The sequence below is a fragment of the Flavobacterium sp. genome, assembly GCF_004211145.1.
Classification (GTDB): Bacteria; Bacteroidota; Bacteroidia; order Flavobacteriales; family Flavobacteriaceae; genus Flavobacterium.
The window spans coordinates 76,920-99,253 of the sequence record NZ_SEBS01000013.1; the positions used below are offsets into that span (position 1 = coordinate 76,920).

Here is a 22,334-nt window from a genome sequence, read left to right on the forward strand (position 1 = left end):
GATTATGATTAGAAAGATTTTCAATTTCATTAAGAAAATAACGATCTGGTTCTTCGCCATTTCGATTTTTTGGGTCATTTTGTTGCGGTTCGTGCCGGTTCCGTTCACGCCTTTGATGGTTTTTCGTTTTTTCGAGAATACTTTTTCAGACAAGGAAGTTTATTTCGGGCACGACTGGGAACCCATTGAAAACATTTCGCCAAATCTGCAAAAGGCCGTGATCGCGAGCGAGGACGCGTTATTTCTGGAACACCATGGTTTCGATTTCAAGGCGATAAAAATCGCACTCAAGAAAAATAAGAAAGGAAAGAAACTTCGAGGCGGCAGCACGATTTCCCAGCAAACCGCCAAAAATGTTTTTTTATGGCAGGGCCGAAGCTGGATCCGCAAAGGGTTCGAAGCCTATTTCACCGTGCTCATCGAGATTTTCTGGAGCAAGGAACGCATCATGGAAGTCTACTTGAACAGCATCGAAATGGGCGACGGCGTTTACGGTGCCCAGGCCGCATCGAGACATTGGTACAGCAAGGACGCCTCGGAGCTCGATAAAAGGCAGGCCGCGGGAATCGCAGCAATCTTGCCGAATCCGAGGAAATTCGCAGCCAGCAATTCCTCGTCATATATCAATAGGAAGAAGAACCGGATCGTTGCCGGAATGCGCGCGGTCAAACTCGATTATTGATGAAATATCTGTTGCTTTTTTTATTTTCGGCCGGTGTTTTCGCGCAGTCAAAAGAGATTGGGCTTGTGCTTGAGAACGATTTGTTCACGTCGTCGGTGAACGACAAATACTATACGAACGGCGTCGAGATTTTCTACCGATATCTGTCAAAAGATACGAGTGAAAACATCGTCAAGAAAATCCACGAGTTCCGCGCCGGGCAATATATCTTCAACCCGCAGACCGTGAAAGCCGCCGATCCGAACATACATGATCGCGCTTTTGCAGGTTATCTTTTCGGGCAATATGCTGAAAGTCGGTTTTACAAAAGCGAATCCATGTTTAGGTTAAATGGGCAAGTCGGAGTCGTCGGGCCAGCGTCGGGCGCCGAACAAGTCCAGAAAACCATCCACGACGTCTTCGGTTACAAGCCTGTTCGCGGCTGGGAATATCAAATCCGAAACACGCTCGCGTTGCAATTGGGCGCGGCGTACTCCAAAAAGATTTTCCGAGGCGATCATTTCGATTTCCACGCGAAAGGAAATGCCGTAGCGGGAACGGCGTTTGCGGGCGCGACCGTTGGCGTCTTGTCGCGCGTGAGCTTGAAACCGTTGCTTCCGATCTATGATTCGACCTTGTACGGAGCCGCGGTCAACAGTGATTTGTCGGCCCGTAAAAACCAAAGCGAATTCTTCTTCTACATTTCGCCATCGGTCAATTACCAACTCTACGATGCGACGATACAAGGCAGTATGTTCAACGACGACAGTCCGATCACGTTCGACCTGATCCCGTTCCGATTCACGGGCGAGGCCGGACTCAAATACCGAAAAAACCGCCTGGATTTATCGTACGCATTTATTTACCGAGGAAAGGAAGCCGACAATTGGGTGAACAAAGGCTACTTTTTCGGGTCGATACAAATCGGTTGGCTGTTGGATTAGGCGAAAAGCGGGTTGTACAATCTCCAATGTTTGTAAATCAATATCGCGTTCAAGACGGCCACCAACAAGGCGAGACCGACTCCCGGAATCGCGAGAAAAAGGTGAAAAAGCAAGATGTTTATGGAAATCGGAGCGAGCAGAATAATTGCGAACGGCACCCATTTCTTGAACAAAAGCATCAATCCGATCGTAACTTCAAGGATTCCCAGCACCGGAAAAATATATCCCGTCGCATTGAGCGAACTCATGAAGGCCGACGCTGCTCCTGCGGGTTCAGGCATCGGTAAAAAAGGGAAGAGTTTGTTGGCGCCGAACACGACCAACATGATTCCAAGTAAAACGCGAACAATCATCGTAAATTTCGAATTCATAAAAGTTTGGTTTTAATGATTAGAGATATGGTAAAAATATAATTAAAAAATTATCGGATAAGCAGTTGCAGGTAAAATGTTGTAAACAATTGTTGTTTGTAATTGACTTCTGTTGCAATTTTCCGATTCCGGAAATTGTGGTAAATCACTACTTTGCAGTATCAACAAAAACGTTCAAAAAATGACAGCACACGAAATTGATTACGAGATTTTCGGCGAAGAAATGCAATACGTCGAGATCGAATTGGACCCGCAGGAAATTGTAGTTGCCGAGGCCGGAAGTTTCATGATGATGGAAAACGGCATCCAAATGCAAACCATTTTCGGCGACGGATCGCAGCAGCAATCGGGGTTCATGGGGAAATTATTGTCGGCGGGAAAACGAATGCTTACGGGTGAAAGTCTGTTCATGACGGCGTATCAGAACCAGAACATGCGCAAGAGCAAAGTGAGTTTCGCGTCGCCTTACCCCGGGAAGATCATTCCGATCGACCTGACGCAATACAACGGGAAATTCATTTGCCAGAAAGACGCGTTCCTGTGCGCTGCGAAAGGCGTCGCGGTGGGAATCGAATTCTCGAGAAAACTCGGTCGCGGGCTTTTTGGAGGCGAAGGTTTCATCATGCAGAAGCTCGAAGGCGACGGAATGAGTTTCGTGCACGCGGGCGGAACTTTGGCAAGAAAAGAACTGGTAGCGGGTGAAATTTTGAAAGTCGATACGGGTTGCATCGTCGGGTTTTCATCGACCGTGCAGTATGATATTGAATTCATCGGCGGAATCAAGAACTCTATTTTCGGTGGCGAAGGTCTGTTTTTCGCGACGTTGCAAGGTCCGGGAACCGTTTTCGTGCAATCGTTGCCATTCAGCCGTTTGGCCGACAGGATCATCGCTTCGGCGCCGCGATCAGGCGGAAGCGGGCGCGATGAGGGAAGTTTGTTGGGCGGAATCGGGAATTTGCTTGATGGAGACAATCGGTTTTAGAAAAGTGCAAGGTGCAAAGCACAAAGTGCAAGGTTGAATTTGTCCGCTGCTTTGCACTCTGCACTTTGCACTCTGCACTCTTTACTAAATCCCGAAGTTCACGCCCAAAGCCACATTTCTCCCAATGTTCGGAATGCCGTCGACTTTCAAGCGCGACAAATGCGCGATATAGGTTTTGTTGAACACATTATTCGCATTAAGATTTACTTCAAACGCCGTTTTTCCGAGTTTTATTTTTCCGCCGAATCCGAGATTTACCAACGTATAATCAGGTGATTTCGTCTCGAATCCACTCACGTTGTCCTGCGCGAACGTCGTCGAAACATTGAGTCGGGCGAAACCGTTCCGGAGCCAGTTTTTTATGTTGAATTCGGTTCGCAAGGTGTTGTTCCAGTTGTTGGCGGGAATCAGCGGCAGATAATCTCCGTTGTCTTTCTTCCCGGTCACGGTCTCGAAACTGCTTTCCAAGTGCAGCCAATCCAAGGGATGCGGATGGAAATGAATGCCCGCTTCTCCACCGAACAACTTCGCGTCGTCCTGAGTATATGCAAAAACGTCGTTGTCATCGAGCGTTTCGCCAGTCGGAGCCGTGTAAATATAATTGCTCACATGGTTGTAAAATCCGTTGATGAAAAACTCGAAATGGCTGTTCTTGTATTCGAGGTTCACATCGGCCTGGAAATTTTGTTCGTTGTCGAGATTCGCATTCCCGATCTCATATCGGTTCGTGCCTTCGTGGACGCCGTTCGAAGTCAATTCGGCCAAATTCGGCGCGCGAAAACCAGAGGCGAGATTTACGCGTAAAACCAAAGCTGTTGCCAAGTTTGCCTTATAGCCCAACGACGCATTGAAGCTGTCGAACGAACGATCCAAAGCCGCGAACGAACCTTCTTCGCCGATGCTTCCATTGGCTTCCGACTCGATTTGCCTATTGTCGTAGCGGATTCCGGCTTGCAACGCGCCTTTCTCCCAAGTAAAATTTGTGGTTCCAAAAACCCCGAAATCATTGACCTCGGCGTTCGGAATCAAATATTCTTCACCGAAATTTTCGTTCGTCTGATGCATTCCCTGGATTCCCGCGATGATCTCGAACTTCCCGAATTGCGGGAAATGGTATTTCAGATCGTAGTTGAGCGTTTGCAGTTTCATTTGCAGAATGGCGTCGTTGCTGTCTTCGAATTCGCGTCGGTCGTTGAAGATATATCCGATGTTGGCGTCGAGACTGGATTTGCCGAAGAAGAAACTATTGTGCAAACTCGCCAAATGGTTGTCGATGCCTTGACGCGGAAACAACGTGTTTTTACTCGTCGATTGTTCACCGATTCCGTCCTCGGGAATGCCCAGATCCAATCGGTTGTAATTGTATCGGAACACGCTCGAGATTGATTTGTTGCTGTAACCGATGCCCGTTTTGAGATCGGTTTCGTTGTATCGCGTGTTCGTGACGCGGTCGCCTTCACCGGTTTCGTAGTCCGAATGTGTCGTGTAACCGCCGCGCACGAGGAATTTCCAATTATCGGATGAAGCTTTCAATCCGAGAGACGAACTGCTTCCGAGCGTATTCGAGAACAGTTTTTGGCTGAAGTCGGCTGCAAATTTATTCGCATCGGCAAACTTCTCAGGATTAAAATACAAAACGCCACCGAGCGCGTCCGATCCGTAAAGCAATGATGCCGGGCCTTTGATGACTTCGACGCTTTCCACGCCTGAATCACTCATGCCCAAACCGTGTTCATCGCCGAATTGCTGGTTTTCGAGTCGGACGCCTTGCGAATAGACCAAAACTCGGTTCGAACTCAAGCCGCGAATCACGGGCTTTCCGATCGATGTTCCCGTCGAAACCTGGGAAACGCCGGGAATCGTCGTAATTCCTTCGATGAGTGACGTGATGCCTTGTTGCTGCATCTGCTTGACGCTCGCGTGTTCGACCTTCATCACGTTTTGCGATTGGAGTTTGTTGAACGCCGTCGATACGATGACTTCGTCAAGGTTGTGTTCGCTTTCGCGCATCGTGACATCAAACGGAGATTGGCTTACGGAAACCGTTGCGTTTTGCGTTTCGAAGCCGACGTACGTGAACACGATGCGCAATTTGTCGGTCGGAATTCCGTTGAAATTATATCGTCCGTTCACATCGGTGACCGTGCCTTTGTGCAAATCAGGCAGATAGACCGAAACGCTGATAAGTGGTTGTTGTTTTTCGTCGCGAACTGTTCCCGACAGTGTATTTTGGCCATTGACAACGACCGAAAAGACCCCGAAAAGGGCCAATAAAAAATATTTCATGTGATGATTTTATCGTTAAAAACAAGATTGCCCCGATTGCTTACGGGATTCGAATTTTATGCGATAAAGGAAGGCGGGCCGCGGTGTGCGAATAAACTTCCGATGAAATACGAAGTGATTTCTTTCGATCGGAAATACGAATAGGCCTGATGGATTTCAGGATTCTGTGTAAAAACTCTCGTGATTTTCGCGCTTATGAACCCGCTGAAGTTGAAATGGCAAACGAAGCAATTGTCGTCTTTGTGGTGCTGGTGCGACAGCTCGTGCTTTGCGTTTGTTTTTTCGTGCTGGCATTTTGGGGACGCGAATTCTTCGGCCAAGTGTTCGATAGAGTGCACCGATTGGAAGGCTACCGAAAATAGGATAGCGATGGCGGCAAGTAGATTGAATATGGCGAATTTTTGCTTCACGCGGTAAAAGTAGGGAAGGAAGGAAAGGGAGACTGTTTTTTTAACTTTTTTTTGCATTGACACGAAGACACGAAGTCACATCGGTTTTTGCATTGGATGTGTAAACGCGTGTTCGTTTGTTTTTGCCACGAAGGCACGAAGACACGAAGTTCTTTGAGTTTACTACTAAAAAAAAGCCGCGCAAGCGGCCTTAGTGTCTTTGTGACTTAGTGTCTTTGTGTCGAAAATTAAACAAGTTGATTGGCGACCAAACGCGATCTGAACCGCGTTCGTAGCGGCGCATTTACGCAAATTGTCAGCGACGATCCACATGTTGAGCGTGTTTGGCTGGCTTTCATCGCGTCGGATCCGGTACATGAAAACCTCGTCTTTTTTTGGGTAACAACGGCATTGGGTGTGTAAACGCGTGTTCGTTTGTTTTTGCCACGAAGACACGAAGTCTAAGTCACACCGGTTTTTGCTCAACAATAAAAAAAAGCCGCGTGAGCGGCCTTAGTGTCTTTGTGACTTCGTGTCTTTGTGTCGAAAATTAAACAAGTTGATTGGCAACCAAATACTCCGCGATCTGAACCGCATTCGTTGCCGCGCCTTTACGCAGGTTGTCTGCGACGATCCACATGTTGAGCGTGTTCGGTTGGCTTTCATCGCGTCGGATCCGGCCTACGAAAACCTCGTCTTTCTCATGTGCGAACAGCGGCATCGGATATTCGAATAAATCAATGTTGTCCTGCACGATGATTCCCGGAGTTTCCGACAATAACTTTCGGACATCGGCAACCTCGAAATCATTCTCGAACTCCACGTTCACCGATTCGCTGTGTCCGCCGATGATTGGCAAACGAACCGCCGTCGCCGTCACGTGAATCGAATCGTCGGACAAAATTTTCTTCGTCTCGCGTGTCATTTTCATCTCTTCTTTCGTGTATCCGTTTTCCTCGAACACATCGATTTGCGGGATGATATTTTTGTGAATTTGATACTTGTAGGCCTTTTCGCCTTCGATTCCGGCGTATTCGTCCTCGAGTTGTTTCACGGCTTTCACGCCGGTTCCCGTAACCGATTGATACGTCGAGACCACGACGCGTTTCACCTTGTATTTCCTATGCAAAGGCGCGAGTGCCAACACCATTTGGATCGTTGAGCAATTCGGGTTTGCGATGATTTTGTCGTCTTTTGAAAGCTCGCTTGCGTTGATTTCAGGTACGACTAATTTCTTGGTCGCATCCATTCTCCAGGCCGATGAATTGTCTATTACCGTAGTTCCCGCCGCAGCGAAAATCGGCGCCCATTCGAGTGAAGTTCCTCCGCCTGCCGAGAAAATCGCGATATCCGGTTGCATGTTCACCGCGTCCTGCATGCCCACGACCTTGAACTTTTGGCCTTTGTATTCGATTTCTTTTCCGATAGATCGTTCCGATGCGACCGGAATCAATTCGGTAATCGGGAAATTCCTTTCGGCTAAAACTTTGAGCATGACTTCGCCTACCATTCCGGTAGCGCCAACGACGGCAACTTTCATAATATGGGATTTTGTTGTGCAAAAATACTTAAAAAAAGGAAACGCCGATGAGACCGATTTAATGGATTTTCGTTGATTTTTTTACTGCGGTAGCGGTGTAGGTGTATTTTGTATTTCGCTTCGCGCGCGTGAAGACCTAACAGGTTTTAAAACCTGTTAGGTCTACAAAAATAACGAAATCCCGAGAATGCTTTTTACATGTTTTCTGCACTAAATCATAAATTTCCATAAAAAAGAACCACGCCTTTCGAGCGTGGTTTAGTTAGAATATGTAATGTAGCGTACGGTGTCTTTCTTAACGATTTTTCAAAGCATCACGGATTTCCATGAGCAATTTTTCTTCGTTCGTCGGGCCGGGCGGTGCGGCAGGAACATCGGCTTCTTTTTTACGGGCTTTTTCGGCGGCTCTCAAAACGACGAAAATGAAGAATGCGATGATAATGAAATTGATGATGGCCTGAACGAAATTTCCGTATGTAATCACTGCGGCTCCCGCGGCCTTGGCTTGTGCGAGGTTGTCGTACGAATTGCCGTCGAGCGTAATGAATTTCTGGGTAAAGTCGATTCCGCCTGTGATCAAGCCGACGATCGGCATAATGATATCGTCAACGGCTGAACTGACAATTTTACCAAACGCTGCGCCAATGACAACAGCCGTTGCCAGGCTCAACACATCGCCTTTCATGAGCGACGCTTTAAAATCACTGAAAAATCCCATATTGTTTGTTTTTAGATTATAAATTAAAGGTAATTAAAAATGTTAAAAACCTTAACATTTTTCTCGATTTATTCTCGATAAAAAACGCGCTTCACACGTTGCGAAATACTCGTAAGAATTTCATATGGAATGGTTTGCAGTTGTTTCGCCATGTAAATCACCGTCGGGTTTTCGCCGAAAATCGTAACTGGATCGCCTTCTTTACAAGTGATTCCCGTGACATCGACCATCAACATGTCCATGCAGACACTTCCTGTGATTGCGGCTTTTTTGCCATTCACGGTCACGAATCCTACGCCGTTGCCCCAAAGTCGTGAGATTCCGTCAGCATATCCGATTGGGATCGTGGCGATTTTCGTGTCGTGATCGGCGATGAAACGCCTGCCGTAACCAACGCTGTCGCCCGCAGGAATCGTTCTGATTTGAGAAAGTATTGATTTTAAAGTCCCGACGTTCTCCAAATATTTTTGTTCCGACGCATCATTCGAAATGCCATACAATCCGATGCCAAGACGAACCATATCGAATTGCGCTTCGGTATAATTGCTGATGCCCGACGTATTCAAGATGTGTCGGATCGGATCGATTCCGAGTTCGGCGATCATAAGCGACGACAGTTTCTCGAACAACGCGATTTGTTGCAACGCGAATGCGTGATGTTGCAGATCGTCGCTCGTGGCCATGTGCGAAAGAATCGATTTCACCTTTACCGATTTGTTGTTTTTCAGCACCGAAATCAACTCCTCAACCTGAGCTTCCTCAAAACCCAAACGATGCATTCCCGTGTCGAGTTTGATATGAATCGGATAATTCTCGAGTTTCTTTTCGGACGCCATTTTTATGAACGCGTCCAGGCCTTTGAAGCTATAGATTTCAGGTTCGAGGTCGTATTGGATGATCGAGGCGTAACTCGTCGATTCAGGATTCATGACCATGATCGGCAGTGAAATGCCCGACGTTTTGAGTGAAATTCCCTCGTCGGCGAAAGCGACGCCCAAATAATCGACTTTATGGTGTTCGAGCAATCGCGCGATTTCGAAACCGCCGTTTCCATAACCGAACGCCTTGACCATGACCATCATTTTGGTTTCAGGTTTGAGCTTCGACTTGAAGAAATTCAGGTTGTGCGAAATCGCGTTGAGGTTAATTTCTAGAACCGTTTCGTGCGTTTTTTCTTCCAGCAGCGCGACGATTTTTTCGAACCGAAACTGGCGCGCGCCTTTTACCAGAATCGTTTCCTGCCCGAAATTCAGTCCGTCGAACGCCGCCAAAAATTCATTCGTCGTATCGAACGTGATGCAATTCACGAACTTATTTTTGAACGCTGAAATCGTCGCTCCGATGCCGATCACGCGGTTGATCTTGTTCGAAATTACGAGTTGCGAAACGCGCGAATACAATTCCTCGTTCGTCAATCCGCTTTGGAAGATATCCGACAAAATCAACGTTTTCTTCTTGTGCTGTTTCTGCGTTTCCAAAAAGTCAAGCGCAATCTTGAGCGACTGGAAATCCGAACTGTAACTGTCGTCGATGATCGTTGAATTTTGGATTCCGTTCTTGACCTTCAATCGCATTTCAACGGGAAACAACATCGAAATCCGGTTCTTTATCGTCGCGTTGTCGTACCCGAAATGCAGCAAGACCATCAAACAGTGCACGGCATTTTCAACCGACGCGTCGTCGCGGAATGGAATCTCGACCTCAAACGCGCGTTCATTCCAAACGATGGAAACGAAAGTGCGTTCGTCGACCGATCGGCGTGACAGGAAAACGTCGGCGGTCTCGTCTTTGAAACTCCAGGAAAACCGTTTCGTGTCGGAACTTATGAAGGTTTCGGTCGTTTTATTTTTATTGTAAATCAGCAGTTCGGAATTTTTGAACAGCTTCAATTTTTCCTTGATTTTTTCGGCGATATTCAAAAAACCTTCGTCGTGTGCGGTTCCGATGTTGGTCAGAATCCCGATCGTCGGCGCGATTATCGGCTCCAGTTTTTCCATTTCCCCGACGGTCGAAATCCCGGCCTCGAAAATTCCCAGATTGTGTTTTTCGTTGATCGAAATTACTGATAACGGCACGCCGACCTGCGAATTGTAACTTTTCGGGCTTCGGATGATGTTGTAATCGGGACCAAGCAAAAAGTTCAGCCATTCCTTGACAATCGTTTTTCCGTTGCTGCCCGTAATCCCGATCACCGGAAATTTGAAATGGCCGCGATACCAAGCCGCAAATTGCTGCAATGCGTGCAAGGAATCGGGTACGACAAGAAAATTCGCCTGGCCTTTCACTTCGTCGGGAATACGCGTTACGACAAAGTTCATCACGCCGGTGTCGAGCAGTTCGCCCAAATAATTGTGGGCGTCATTGTTCGGGCCCGAAAGTGCGAAAAATAGCGTTCCGGCTCCGTTTTGGAGCGATCGGCTGTCGATGGAAATGTTATCTATGGGAAACCCGTCGAAATCCCCGACCCAATGGGCCGATATGACGGGAACGATATTTTTTAAAGTCACGATCAAGCGTTTGGTTCTTTGCGGTGCGGATCGTTTGGCGAAGTTCCGGGCTGGTCGTTGTTTTGCCACATGGCCGAGAAAAATGCGGCGCGGCTCAAGGGTTCGTATTCTTCGGTTTCGCCCAAAAGCACGAGCCGGTCGGAATCTGATTTTCGGAAGGAATAATTCGCGAGATTCCCGGTTCGCGTGCAAACGGCGTGGACTTTCGTTACATATTCGGCGGTTGCCATGAGTGCCGGCATCGGCCCGAACGGATTGCCTTTGAAGTCCATGTCGAGTCCGGCCACGATCACGCGGATTCCCTGATTGGCCAAATCGTTGCACACGCGAACGATCTCGTCATCGAAAAACTGCGCCTCGTCAATCCCGACGACGTCGCAACCCTGGGCCAAAATCGCAATATTCGCAGCTGCGGGAACAGGCGTGGATCGGATTTCGTTCGAGTCGTGCGATACGACCATTTCATCGTGATAACGCGTATCGATCGCGGGTTTGAAGATTTCGACTTTCTGCTTGGCGAACTGGGCGCGTTTGAGCCGTCGGATGAGTTCCTCGGTCTTACCTGAAAACATCGAGCCGCAAATGACTTCTATCCAGCCAAATTGTTCTTTATGGTTAACTGTATTTTCGAGAAACATTTCGTAAATTTCGCAGTATAAGTGAATCGATTTCGCTTGTTATGAAAATGTTGAAACAAGTTCATAGTGCAAGCCGAAACCGTATCGTAATTTTTATATTTTTACGCCTTGAGGCCGTTTCCAAAAGTAGGAAATTTTGCTTCAAATAAAACAGGAACGCCATTTTTAGATTGTGCCTTAACCACACCATAAACTCCAAGTCATGAAGAAGAAGCTCGAAGCCGAACTTATAAGCCTTGCCCACCGAATTTTACAGCTCAAGAACAAATCGGAGATTGCCGTTTTGCACGAAGAAGCGCGAAAGTTGTATGAAAAATTGTCGGTGCTGCGCTTTGCCGAAGAGCATTTCGCCGATGCAAAACCTACGATCGGAATGGCCGAAGTCGAGGAAAAACTCGAAAACGAGGCTGAAGAAAAAGTAATCGTCGGTGAAATTCCTGCCGAGGAAGAAGTTCCGGCGGCCAATGAGATCTCAGCGATGGTCGAGAATTTGGCGGCGTCGAAAAACGTGAGCGAGGAATTTACGGCCGATTTGTCGGAACGGGAAGAGTCGGAAAACCAAGATTCGGACGACGAAACTCAAGAAGTGGAAGAACCGGAAGCGGAAGTCGAGGCGCAAGAAGAAGCTGAAGTCGCTGCCGAAGCTGAAACGGAAATCTCGGCATCGGAGGAACCGACTGACGAACCTGAAGAAAAACAACAAGACAAACCCGAAGAAATCCAAGATGATTCGGATGAAATAGTGTTCAAACAACCCGAACCGGAAACTGAAGATTCGGAAGAACCGAAATCGGAAGAGCCGAAAGAAGATTCGGAAGAACCGAAAACCGAGGAAATCGAATCGCCGACTTTTGAAGAAGGAACGCAACTCGACCAACCCGAGGCCGTAGAAGAAATCAAGTTTGCCGAAGAAGCGAACGCAGCCAGCGCTTTATTCTGGGAAGCGAAACCTGAAGATGTTCCGGCAGCGGAAACGAATACCGAAGTTCCCGCCGATTCGAAACAAGACGATTTCTTTACGCCGAAGTTCGAATTGTCGTTCGATGCAAAAGACGACGAAATCAAGAAAGAAGACACGCCATCGCCGACTTTCACGTTCGATGATCTGCTCGGGAAAGACTATGCCGATCCTGTTTTCGTGAAACCCGAGGACTTGCACAAGCCTGAGGACAAACCGAATTTGAGTTTCACGAGCGAGCCTGTCGAAGAACCGAAAAAAGAAGTGATCCCGATTACGCGTTCGTTCGACAATTCGAACGTGATTCCCATAAACAAAGACGACAACCGCACGATTTCATTGAATGAGCGCTTGTCGAAAGGCATCACGATCGGGCTCAACGACCGCATCGCGTTCATGAAAAACCTGTTCAACAATTCGAGCGAGGATTACAACCGCGTGTTGTCGCAGCTTATTACGTTCGATAATTTCGGCGATGCCAAGAACTTCATCGAAAACATCGTGAAACCTGACTACGGAAATTGGGAAGGCAAGGAAGAATACGAGCAGCGTTTCATCGAGATCGTAGAGAAAAGATTCCAATAAATGGGAAAACTGTTCCTTGTCCCGACGCCGATCGGCAATCTCGAGGACATGACGTTCCGCGCGATTCGCGTGCTTCAGGAAGCCGATTTGATTTTGGCCGAAGACACGCGCAATTCGGGAAAGCTCCTAAAGCATTTCGACATCGGGACGCACATGATCTCGCATCACATGCATAACGAACATCGCGCCGTCGAGCAATTGATCGCGCGCATGAAATCGGGCGAGACGTTGGCGTTGATTTCAGACGCGGGAACGCCCGCAATTTCAGATCCCGGATTTTTATTGACGCGCGCCTGTGTTGAAAACGGTATCGACGTGGAATGTTTACCGGGCGCGACTGCTTTCGTTCCGGCGCTCGTGAATTCAGGACTTCCGAACGACCGTTTTATCTTCGAGGGATTTTTGCCCGAAAAGAAAGGCCGACAAACACGTTATTTGGCACTCGCCGAGGAAACCCGCACGATGATTTTTTACGTTTCTCCACACAAATTAGTCAAGACTTTGGGCGAATTCGTGCAATATTTTGGAGAAGACCGACAGGTTTCCGTCTCTCGAGAACTGTCGAAAATGCACGAGGAAACCGCACGCGGAACAGCTTCGGAGGTCTTGAAGCACTTTGAAAAAGGAACCGTGAAAGGGGAAATCGTCGCGGTCGTGGCCGGAAAGAGAACGTAATTATCGGCAATGCGTCAGTTGATTTTTTTCATATCGACGATTTTTTCACTTGGTGCGCACGCCCAAACTCCGGCACTCGATGCGGAACCTAAACCTTATCGGACGATTCAGCATTATGGCGACAGCGTCAAGACCGAGATAAAGCGCGTCGTGAAGATGCGGGCGAAAATGTCGAACCGGCCTGATACGTTAGCAATAATGGAATACGTCGAGGGCAAGGTGAGTCGTTATATTTCTTTCTCGTTGCAAGCGAAACGCGAATCGACTTACGATTATCAATACATCGGTTCGTCGGAAATCCAGACCAATCACAAACCTGAATCTTTAAAGGGTCAGCGGCTATCGATCAAACGGCTTTTGGCGAAAGACGGTAAACCTACAAGTACTTACAATTGGACGGTGCTCGGAAAGGATACGATCAATAATGTGAAATCGGTTTTCGAGTATGATGAGCAACGGCGTCAAATCCTTGTCACGGAATATCAATTCGGCAAATTGTCGTCGAGGAGGCAAAGTGTGTTCGACGGTGAAAAACTCAAGGAATATCGGCTTTTTGTGAATTTGGGAACCGTCAACGAACGGCCGGGCTCGAAATATGAGTTCGCCTATGATGAGTCGGGAAATTTGTCAGAAATAAAACTGCATTACTTCATTAAGGGTAAATTTGAGTTGGAGTCGGTTAAAAAATTCGAATATCAAGGCGATAAATTGATTCGGAAAATAAATAGCAAACCCCAAGATTCAACGAAGAATTCCTCGGCGACTTTCGCGTACGATCAAAAAGGAAACCTGGCACGTTTGCTGTCAAAGCGAAATGGTGATTCCATAAAAGTGGACATTCAATACGACGATTTGAACCGAGTTTCCAAGAAGAATGTCCACATCATGAGCACAACGATGTTCGAAGAATTCCCGATGTACGTCGAGCGCGGCGCTAAATTTCCATACAAGGTTGAAGAAAATTATTTGTACGACTCACGAGGCAATCTCGTCGCCATAGAGAAAAGTGCCGACGGATCAATAATCGAACGCCTGATTTTCGAAATCACGTATTGGTAAATCATAAGCGGACGCTTTACCGAAATCCTTAAAATACTTTTAAATTTTTTGCGAATTTGTTGAATTTCAACCGAATTGGATAATTTTGGCGTGAACCAAACACATTTATCATGGCACAGAAAGTTTCAAATGCATTCATCGCTGCATCGTGGATCGCGTTGTCGGCGGGAATAATCGGGTACATCGTCGGGCTTGCACGCGCCGACATGGAACTCAATGAAAAAGGATATTATTTTACGGTTCTGATGTTCGGCATCTTTGCCGTGATCTCGTTGCAGAAAGCGGTTCGCGACCGCATCGAGAGCATTCCCGTAACCGATATTTACTACGGAATCTGCTGGACGGGAACGATCATGGCGATCGCGCTTTTGATCATCGGATTGTGGAACGCGACGATTCTACCAAGTGAGAAAGGGTTTTATGCTTTTGCGTATCTGTTGGCGGTTTTCGGGGCGATTGCGGTTCAGAAGAATACGCGCGACAACTTGGTTGCGGAGTCGTAAGAGTTTTTAAGCGGTTAACGTAAAAGTTTTTGAACAGTTGAGGTAGTTAAGAATAGTTAAGTCTGACGCTTACTTCAACGTTCAAATCCGTATCCGTAAAAGAAACCGCTTGTCGCTAAGGCAAAAACTTTTTTTGAACCATTACGATAGTTAAGTGAATCAATAGTTTTCGAATAGGTGAACTATTCTTATTAGCACAATCTTTTAACTTCCTTAACTATCTTAACTGTTTAAAAATCAAACACCCAAATCCACAAACCTAAATTGTTTCCCGCTGAACAAGCCCAAGTCACTCAACTTCAAATCGGGAATCACGAGCAACGCCATGAACGATAGCGTCATGAAAGGCGCTTTCAATTCACTTCCCATTTCCTTCGCCATCGCGTCGATTTCCTGATATAATTTCGCGGTTTCGACGCAATCTTTATCGCTGATGATTCCCGCGATGGGCAACGGCAGGATTTTTTTGTCGGATTTGTTTACGGCGCAAACGCCACCCGAATTTTCGATGATCAGGTTTACGGCCGAACAAATTTCCTCGTCCGACGTTCCGACCGCGATGATATTGTGCGAATCGTGCGCGACCGAACCCGCGATTGCGCCTTGTTTCAATCCGAAATTCTTGATGAACGCGACAGCCGGTAGTACTTCTTTGTATCGGTTGACGACTACGATTTTGAGGATGTCGTTTTCGGCGTCGGACACGAATTTTCCATTTTCGATTTTCGGCGTCAGATGCAATTCGTTCGTAATTAATTGTCCGTCTAACGCTTCGATGACGCGGATTGTTTCGGACGTCGCATCGATTTCGAAATCGGTTACATTTTTTTGTCGGATGTTGAAATTATTGGGTTTCTCGAACGCCACGTTTTCAATGGACGATTCACCGTTTTTCGCGACTGATTTACCGTTGATGAACGTCTGCAAGACCTTGAATTCTCGCAAATCTTCGATGACGATAAAATCAGCCGGATCGCCTTCGCACAACAGGCCGACGTTCATATTATAGTGTTTCACGGGATTCACGCAAGCCGATTGCAGCACTTTGAACACGTCGATCCCTTTGGCGACGGCTCTTGCACAAAGTTCGTTTATATGTCCGATGAGCAGATCGTCGGGATGTTTATCGTCGGAACAAAACATCATGTTCTCGAAATTGTCGGGCAACAAATCGATGAGCGCATTGAAGTTCTTGGCGGCGCTTCCTTCGCGGATAATGACTTTCATGCCGAGCCCGAGTTTTTCCTTCGCTTCGTCGAACGTGAAACATTCATGATCAGTCGTTATTCCCGCCGAAATATATTTTTTGAGGTCGTCGCCTCGTAATCCGGGCGCGTGTCCATCGATCGGTTTATTGAAATGTTTCGCCCATTCGATTTTCTTGTGGACTTCGGCATCATCGAAAATCACGCCTGGGTAGTTCATCATTTCGGCGAGGTAATAAATATCGGGCGAGGCGAGAAGCGCGGCGATTCCGTCGGAGTCGATTTCAGCTCCTGCGGTTTCGAAAACTGTCGCGGGAACGCACGATGGCGCGCCGAAATGAAACTTAAACGGCGTTTTCTTCCCGTTTTCGATCATGAATCGGACGCCTTCGATTCCCAACACGTTCGCAATTTCATGCGGGTCCGAAACCGTGGCGAGCGTTCCGTGCGTGACCGCGATCTTGGCGAATTCGCTTGGGACGAGCATTGAACTTTCGATATGGATGTGCGCGTCGATAAAACCCGGTAATATGAAGGTGTCGACGTCGTGGTCTTTGTGGATTATTGACGTGATTTTTCCTTTCTCGACGGTGATTTCACCGGGAAAAATGTTTCGATTTTGGATGTCGACGATTTGGCCTTGAATGATCATGGTTTTTTAGGTGCGAATGTCGCGAGTTGGGATTTGCACATGAGAAGTTTGGTTGAAGGTTGTTATCGGATGTGAAATGGGAATCTCCGCTTTATCGGGTTTTGCAGACCTAACAGATTTTTAAAATCTGTTAGGTCTAACGAAAATAAACATTTTCGAAGACATTTCGCTACATGTTTTCTGCCTAAAATCACAAAAAACACACACCTCAAAACTTTTAAACATTCACCGATTTTATGCAAAAAATCTGTACTTTTATCCCATCGACTCCATTCAAAATCAATCTTATGCGCTGGACTTTTCCTTCTCCCGTCAATCCCCAAACCACAAGGCAACTCGCCGAATCCTTGAATGTCGAACCACTCGTGGCGCAACTGCTCGTGCAGCGCGGGATCGAGACGTTTGACGAGGCCCGACAATTTTTCAGGCCCGAACTTTCAGACCTGCACGATCCATTCCTGATGAAAGACATGGACAAGGCCGTCGCGCGCATCGAATCGGCGATTGATAACGGCGAAAATATCTTGGTTTTCGGAGATTACGACGTCGACGGAACGACCGCGGTTTCATTGGTTTCCTCGTATTTGAGAAGCCATTATCCGAACATCGCGACCTATATTCCCGACCGGTACAAGGAAGGTTACGGCGTTTCCTATCTCGGGATCGATTACGCCGACGACAACGGTTGCTCGCTCATCATCGCGCTCGATTGCGGCATAAAATCGATTGAACATGTCGCGTACGCCAAAGAGAAAAACATCGACTTCATTATTTGCGATCACCACAGGCCGGGCGATATTTTGCCTGATGCCGTCGCTATTTTAGACCCGAAGCGCGCCGACTGCGATTATCCGTACGATGAATTGTGCGGTTGCGGCGTCGGATTCAAATTGATTCAGGCGCTCGGGAAGAATCGCGGAGAGACGATCGAGGATTTGCTTCCGTATCTCGATTTGGTCGCCGCTGCGATCGCGGCCGACATTGTCCCGATGACAGGCGAAAACCGGATCCTCGCTAAATTCGGGCTCCAGGTAATCAACTCATTCCCGCGTCCCGGCATAAAAGCGTTGGTCGACCAAGCCAAGAAAAGCAGTTTCGATATTACCGACGTCGTGTTCATCATCGCGCCCCGGATCAATGCAGCCGGACGGATCCGACATGGCCATCACGCAGTCGATCTGCTCACGGAAACCGATTTTGAGACGGCAAAAATCTATGCCGGTGAAATCGAAAAGTATAACGTCGACCGCAAAAGTCTCGACAAACGGATTACCGAGGAAGCGTTGCGCCAGATCATCGAAAATGAGGAGAGCGAACGTTCCTCAACGGTCGTTTTTCACGAAACCTGGCACAAAGGCGTGATCGGGATCGTCGCGTCGCGCTTGATCGAAACCTATTATCGGCCGACGCTGGTGTTTACGAAAAGCGAAGGAAAGCTCGCGGCTTCGGCCCGATCGGTTCGCGGTTTCGACGTGTACAACGCGCTTGAAGCCTGCGCCGAATATCTCGAGCAATTCGGCGGACACATGTATGCGGCTGGTTTGACACTTAAAGAGGAAAATTATTTGCTGTTCAAGGAAGCTTTTGAAAAAGTGGTTTCAGAAACATTACATCCTGATTTGAAGACGCCCGAGATTTCGGTTGACGCCGAGATCGATTTCGCCGACATCACGCCTAAATTTTTCAGGATATTGAAGCAGTTCGAACCTTTCGGGCCTCAAAATATGACGCCGGTTTTCCTGACGAAAAATCTGTATGACACGGGTTTTGCCAAGCGGATAGGCGAGGATGAAAAGCATTTAAAACTGTTCGTGAAGCAACGCGATTCGGGTGGAATTTCGGGCATCGCGTTCGGATTGGGAAGCAAATTGGATGTCGTGAAAAATCAACAGCCTTTCGAAGCGGTTTATTGTATCGACGAAAACGAGTGGAACGGCACGATTACGCAGCAACTTCGAGTGAAAGATATTCGATCGATCGGTTGATAAAAGCCAGATTATTATTTAGAACGAATTTAAATAATTTCTATATTTGCGCAAAGCCGACGTAAAAATCCCTGCTATGCGACAAATCGAACCCATATATGTAAACGATCACGGAACTTCATTCTACTGGAAACAATCTGACGGGATCGTAACCGACAAAGTGCAATTGGTGTTCAAGGAAACCGGATTTTACTTCAGCGAAGAAGAGCTCGAAACGTTCGCCAGGCTCATCGAAGACAGCTGCAGGAAAAACACATGCGACGGTTGCGCAATGCGCCACGAATGTGTGAAATTCCTTCTCAAAACGCCGGTTTCACAAATCGACTTGGCGGTTTCCATGTACGAATTGAATGGAATCAAAGACCTAGTGCAAGGAACTTTGTTTCGCATGCAATTGCAGAAATTCGTGTTCGGGATCGGACGAAATTAGCGCCTTGATCTATGCTTCGGCTTGCTTTCGGGCGCCGGGGGCGGAGTCGGCGCCGGCATGCTCGACTTGTCCTCGAATGACAGGATGAATATCTTGAAGTCGTCTATATCGGTCGGCTCCAACGATTTTGTCTTGGCAAGCTCGAAACTTTCTATCGCGTCTTTCTTGATGTCTTTTGAAATGATTTTCTTGAAACTTTCAGACGCTTCTTTAGCGGTCCTGTTGCAATATGCGGCCCAGTTCTCGCCTTTTTTGAATTCGTCGGTGAAATAATGTAGCCAATGTAATTCGCACGTTCCTTCTTCGAAAACGTATTGGACCATTCCGCCTTCGATAGCCAATTGGAGTTTCCTCGCAGCCTCGACGACGTCTAAAAAATCCTCTTGTTTCCAGCCGTATTCGCTGCCGCTTTGGACGCTTTTCTCAAGAAGTTCAACGGGAAGCCTATGTTCTAAATGTTCTGTCATGGTAATTTGGTTTGTGGTTGGGTGCGCTCGTTTTCGTATTTGAGCAATTCGAACGAAACGCCGTCGAACACGCCATAGGTAAAATACGAAATCCAATCCCCCAGGTTTACGTACGACGAATGTTCGCCGACTTTGATGATCATCGGTAAGTGGCGATGCCCGAAAATCAAGTAATCGTAGTGTTTTGTTTCAAGTTTTCGCTTCGAATATTGGATCAGCCATTCTTTGTCTTCGCCCAGAAACGTCACGTCGGCGTCGCCGGAGATCAGTTTGTTCTTCACCGAAAGATATTGTGCGAGTTTCACGCCGACATCAGGATGCAACCATCGGAACAACCACTTCGAAAACGGATTCGTGAATACCTTTTTCATGCGCTTGTACCCTTTGTCACCCGGACCTTTTCCGTCGCCGTGCCCGATCAAAAAATGCTTTTCATTGAACGTGAATTCCATATTGTCGTGATAGACGGGAATGTTGAGTTCTTTGGCGAAATAATCGTTCATCCACAAATCGTGGTTGCCGACGAAGAAATAGATCGGAATGCCCGAATCGCGAATCTCAGCCAATTTCCCCAAGACGCGCACAAAACCTTTTGGCACGACGCGCTTGTATTCGAACCAAAAATCGAACAGATCGCCCAGGATGAAAATCGCGGCCGCGTCGTGTTTAACCTCGTCAAGCCAAGCCACGAAACGCTTTTCACGCGGAAGGCTTTGCTCCATCGTGGGTGCGCCCAAGTGTTGGTCAGAGGCAAAGTAGACTTTTTTGTTCGGCGGAATCTGCATTTATAATTATAAATTATAAATTATAAATTTTGAATGAGCGTTCGGAAGGACGTTTTCGTTCATGACTTAAATTTCGTTATCGCTCGCGAACCATTCGGCGTACGATGAATCCGTTTCCTGAAGGCGCAGCGAATGCAGTTTTATGTGTTGCGGAAGTCGCGCTTTGATCTTGTGCGAGAAATCGGTGACCATATTTTCGCTCGTCGGCTGATAATCGACCAAAATCACGTGATGTCCGCGCGATTTCAATTCGTCGGCCAATTCGACATGAGGCGTGTTTCCGTTAAAAACGGTCGCGTGATCGAACACATCGACGATTTCCTCGCGCACGATTTTCTTGAGGTCTGAAAAATCGATGACCATCCCGAATTTCACGTTCGACGAATCCTCGATCGGCTGCCCGATTACAGTTACCGACAATTTATAGCTGTGACCGTGCACGTTTTTGCACTTGCCGTCGTAGCCGTAAAGCGCGTGGCCGGTCTCGAAATTGAATTGCTTTGTGATGCGGATATTGGGCATATCTGGATTTTAACGTCGTTGAGTTCGGCCATGTGGCGCGACCCGGCAAAGGTAAGCATTAAACGCCTAAGGCAAAAATGTGGCGTAAGTTGTCCGCGATCAGCTCCATCGCATTCGTTTTTTGAGGCTCGTGATGTGCGCCAAGTGGTGGTTTCCGTGCCAGGCGTATGTGAAAATCAATTGTTCGATCGGGATTTCCCTTCCGTGTTCGGGATGAATGAACGTGCGACGCAGATCAGTTTCGGAAAGACTTTTCAGCAAAACCGACAAGCGGCCGTGAATTCCGTCGAGCATTTGCAAAGCGGGTGAGATCGGTAATTTGCTGTCGGCAAGTTCGGCCCAAAGCGCTTCTTCGTACGGTTTTATCGTGGGTTTATCTTCAGTCAACGCCAATTTGAAGCGCGTGATCGCATTCATGTGGCTGTCGGCGCAATGATGTACGACTTGACGAACCGTCCAACCTTCGGGGCGATACGGCGTGTCGAGTTGATCGTCGGATAAATCTTGCGTTTCGAGACGTAATTTAAGCGGAAAATTTTCGATCTCGGCGATTGCTTTTTCGATGAGGTCGCTTGTAATCCCGGTCGGTTTTTCGAATTTCCCGATCGGATAGCGAAGTTTTTCCATTTCTTCTTTCGTGAGTACCATTACGATTTCCTGAATTGTGCGAGCGCGTTTTTCGTAAAGCCTGACAACACCAAATTTCCCGAGATCGCCGCGCGTTCGTACAGCAATTGTCCCCAATGTTCGGTGCCATTCCACAGTGCTTTTTTCATTTCGCGAAGCGCTTCGGGATTGTATGACGCGAGATTCTCGGAGAACGATTTTAACGCGCCGTCCATGGATTCGGTGTCTTTGTAAACGTTTGGATACAGGCCCTTTTCTTTTGCCCAGTGCGCGCTTTTCCATTCGGTCGGGCTCAAGGCAAGCTCCGATAATCCCGCGAGTCCGATTTTTCGTTCCACGGCTGGCGCAATTACGAACGGGCCGATTCCGATGGCGAGTTCCGATAGTTTGACAAGCGAATTTTCGGTCGCAAAAACATAGTCGCACGCAGCCGCTAAACCCACGCCACCACCGACCGCTTTTCCCTGAACTCGCCCGACGATCAGTTTCGGACACACGCGCATCGCATTGATCACATTGGCGAAACCCGAGAAGAATTTTGTGCCACCGTCAAGATCAATTACGGCGAGTAATTCATCGAACGAGGCGCCAGCACAAAACGCGCCTTCGCCTTCACTGCGCAATACGATTAGAGAGACTTCGGCGTCCCGACCGAGCATTTCCAGCGCATCTGTCAATCGCTGTAAGAGCGCAGCGGGAAATGAGTTTCCAGACGGATGTCCAAAGGTTATAGTTGCTATTTTATTGTCGTTGGTTACGGTAAGAGTTCCCGGAGCTGTCATTGCGGTAAATTTTATCTAAAATTACACTTTTTAGAAAAACCGCTTCCGTATTTTGTCTAAAAG

Annotated in this window: 22 protein-coding genes and 1 pseudogene; 9 read left to right on the forward strand and 14 right to left on the reverse strand. The window is 47.5% G+C overall.

The features are described from left to right. Nucleotides 1-4: 4 nt before the first annotated feature. Nucleotides 5-682, forward strand: a complete 678-nt coding sequence (gene mtgA, locus EOO50_RS08325) for a monofunctional biosynthetic peptidoglycan transglycosylase (protein ID WP_290839194.1) — start codon at nt 5-7, stop codon at nt 680-682. Then, nucleotides 682-1,605 carry a lipid A deacylase LpxR family protein gene (locus EOO50_RS08330; RefSeq protein WP_290839195.1) on the forward strand — a complete coding sequence of 308 codons (924 nt, stop codon included), beginning with the start codon at nt 682-684 and terminating at the stop codon, nt 1,603-1,605. Before mtgA ends, EOO50_RS08330 begins: the two co-directional genes overlap by 1 nt. On the opposite strand, the gene EOO50_RS08335 is transcribed toward EOO50_RS08330, so the two are convergent. Further along, nucleotides 1,602-1,976: a DoxX family membrane protein gene (locus EOO50_RS08335; RefSeq protein ID WP_290839196.1), complete on the reverse strand. Its 375-nt coding sequence runs from the start codon at nt 1,974-1,976 to the stop codon at nt 1,602-1,604. The two genes, EOO50_RS08330 and EOO50_RS08335, sit on opposite strands and share 4 nt — an antisense overlap. Nucleotides 1,977-2,157: 181 nt before the next feature. Here EOO50_RS08335 and EOO50_RS08340 point away from each other — a divergent pair, with 181 nt between their 5' ends. After that, complete coding sequence (locus EOO50_RS08340) at nt 2,158-2,958, forward strand: TIGR00266 family protein (protein ID WP_290839197.1); 801 nt, start codon at nt 2,158-2,160, stop codon at nt 2,956-2,958. Nucleotides 2,959-3,042: 84 nt separating this feature from the next. Here EOO50_RS08340 and EOO50_RS08345 read toward each other — a convergent pair whose 3' ends face one another. From EOO50_RS08345 to EOO50_RS08375, 7 genes and pseudogenes are all read right to left on the reverse strand, one after another. Beyond that, nucleotides 3,043-5,244: a TonB-dependent receptor gene (locus EOO50_RS08345; protein ID WP_290839198.1), complete on the reverse strand. Its 2,202-nt coding sequence runs from the start codon at nt 5,242-5,244 to the stop codon at nt 3,043-3,045. Nucleotides 5,245-5,300: 56 nt separating this feature from the next. After that, entirely contained in the window at nt 5,301-5,654 is a 354-nt protein-coding gene (locus EOO50_RS08350; protein WP_290839200.1) for a hypothetical protein, read from the reverse strand. Between the two features lie 165 nt (nt 5,655-5,819). Continuing rightward, nucleotides 5,820-6,054 (reverse strand): annotated as a pseudogene (locus EOO50_RS08355) (hypothetical protein); the annotation flags it as partial. A gap of 129 nt (nt 6,055-6,183) precedes the next feature. Further along, nucleotides 6,184-7,173 (reverse strand): aspartate-semialdehyde dehydrogenase, encoded by a 990-nt coding sequence (locus tag EOO50_RS08360; protein WP_290839201.1) that lies wholly within the window; start codon nt 7,171-7,173, stop codon nt 6,184-6,186. A 295-nt stretch (nt 7,174-7,468) separates the two neighbouring features. Beyond that, complete coding sequence (gene mscL, locus EOO50_RS08365) at nt 7,469-7,891, reverse strand: large conductance mechanosensitive channel protein MscL (protein ID WP_290839202.1); 423 nt, start codon at nt 7,889-7,891, stop codon at nt 7,469-7,471. Nucleotides 7,892-7,959: 68 nt separating this feature from the next. After that, nucleotides 7,960-10,404, reverse strand: coding sequence for a bifunctional UDP-N-acetylmuramoyl-tripeptide:D-alanyl-D-alanine ligase/alanine racemase (locus EOO50_RS08370; protein WP_290839203.1), 2,445 nt, complete (start codon nt 10,402-10,404; stop codon nt 7,960-7,962). Next, nucleotides 10,401-11,036, reverse strand: a complete 636-nt coding sequence (locus EOO50_RS08375; protein ID WP_290839204.1) for a thymidine kinase — start codon at nt 11,034-11,036, stop codon at nt 10,401-10,403. The genes EOO50_RS08370 and EOO50_RS08375 overlap by 4 nt, the downstream gene beginning before the upstream one ends. A gap of 202 nt (nt 11,037-11,238) precedes the next feature. On the opposite strand from EOO50_RS08375, the gene EOO50_RS08380 reads away from it, so the two are divergent. From EOO50_RS08380 to yiaA, 4 genes are all read left to right on the forward strand, one after another. Next, the gene (locus EOO50_RS08380; protein ID WP_290839206.1) at nt 11,239-12,579 is read left to right on the forward strand and encodes a hypothetical protein; all 1,341 of its coding nucleotides are present in this window, start codon (nt 11,239-11,241) and stop codon (nt 12,577-12,579) included. Then, on the forward strand, nt 12,580-13,254 hold the full coding sequence (rsmI, locus tag EOO50_RS08385) for a 16S rRNA (cytidine(1402)-2'-O)-methyltransferase (RefSeq protein WP_290839207.1): 675 nt from the start codon (nt 12,580-12,582) through the stop codon (nt 13,252-13,254). 9 nt (nt 13,255-13,263) lie between these two features. Further along, nucleotides 13,264-14,313 (forward strand): hypothetical protein, encoded by a 1,050-nt coding sequence (locus EOO50_RS08390; protein ID WP_290839208.1) that lies wholly within the window; start codon nt 13,264-13,266, stop codon nt 14,311-14,313. Nucleotides 14,314-14,423: 110 nt separating this feature from the next. Further along, on the forward strand, nt 14,424-14,816 hold the full coding sequence (yiaA, locus tag EOO50_RS08395) for an inner membrane protein YiaA (RefSeq protein ID WP_290839209.1): 393 nt from the start codon (nt 14,424-14,426) through the stop codon (nt 14,814-14,816). Nucleotides 14,817-15,053: 237 nt separating this feature from the next. On the opposite strand, the gene ade is transcribed toward yiaA, so the two are convergent. Next, nucleotides 15,054-16,673 carry an adenine deaminase gene (ade, locus tag EOO50_RS08400; RefSeq protein WP_290839211.1) on the reverse strand — a complete coding sequence of 540 codons (1,620 nt, stop codon included), beginning with the start codon at nt 16,671-16,673 and terminating at the stop codon, nt 15,054-15,056. 287 nt (nt 16,674-16,960) lie between these two features. On the opposite strand from ade, the gene recJ reads away from it, so the two are divergent. After that, a complete protein-coding gene (gene recJ, locus EOO50_RS08405; RefSeq protein WP_290839212.1) occupies nt 16,961-18,658 on the forward strand; it encodes a single-stranded-DNA-specific exonuclease RecJ in 1,698 nt (565 codons plus the stop codon). A gap of 76 nt (nt 18,659-18,734) precedes the next feature. Beyond that, nucleotides 18,735-19,088 (forward strand): hypothetical protein, encoded by a 354-nt coding sequence (locus EOO50_RS08410; RefSeq protein ID WP_290839213.1) that lies wholly within the window; start codon nt 18,735-18,737, stop codon nt 19,086-19,088. Here EOO50_RS08410 and EOO50_RS08415 read toward each other — a convergent pair. The 5 genes from EOO50_RS08415 to EOO50_RS08435 form a co-directional block, all read right to left on the reverse strand. Beyond that, nucleotides 19,085-19,555: a hypothetical protein gene (locus EOO50_RS08415; RefSeq protein WP_290839214.1), complete on the reverse strand. Its 471-nt coding sequence runs from the start codon at nt 19,553-19,555 to the stop codon at nt 19,085-19,087. The two genes, EOO50_RS08410 and EOO50_RS08415, sit on opposite strands and share 4 nt — an antisense overlap. Further along, a complete protein-coding gene (locus tag EOO50_RS08420; protein ID WP_290839215.1) occupies nt 19,552-20,340 on the reverse strand; it encodes a UDP-2,3-diacylglucosamine diphosphatase in 789 nt (262 codons plus the stop codon). The genes EOO50_RS08415 and EOO50_RS08420 overlap by 4 nt, the downstream gene beginning before the upstream one ends. A gap of 66 nt (nt 20,341-20,406) precedes the next feature. Then, complete coding sequence (locus tag EOO50_RS08425) at nt 20,407-20,862, reverse strand: 6-carboxytetrahydropterin synthase (protein WP_290839217.1); 456 nt, start codon at nt 20,860-20,862, stop codon at nt 20,407-20,409. Nucleotides 20,863-20,961: 99 nt separating this feature from the next. Next, entirely contained in the window at nt 20,962-21,510 is a 549-nt protein-coding gene (locus EOO50_RS08430; protein WP_290839218.1) for a YfiT family bacillithiol transferase, read from the reverse strand. Further along, a complete protein-coding gene (locus EOO50_RS08435; RefSeq protein ID WP_290839219.1) occupies nt 21,510-22,271 on the reverse strand; it encodes an enoyl-CoA hydratase/isomerase family protein in 762 nt (253 codons plus the stop codon). Before EOO50_RS08435 ends, EOO50_RS08430 begins: the two co-directional genes overlap by 1 nt. Nucleotides 22,272-22,334 lie beyond the last annotated feature (63 nt).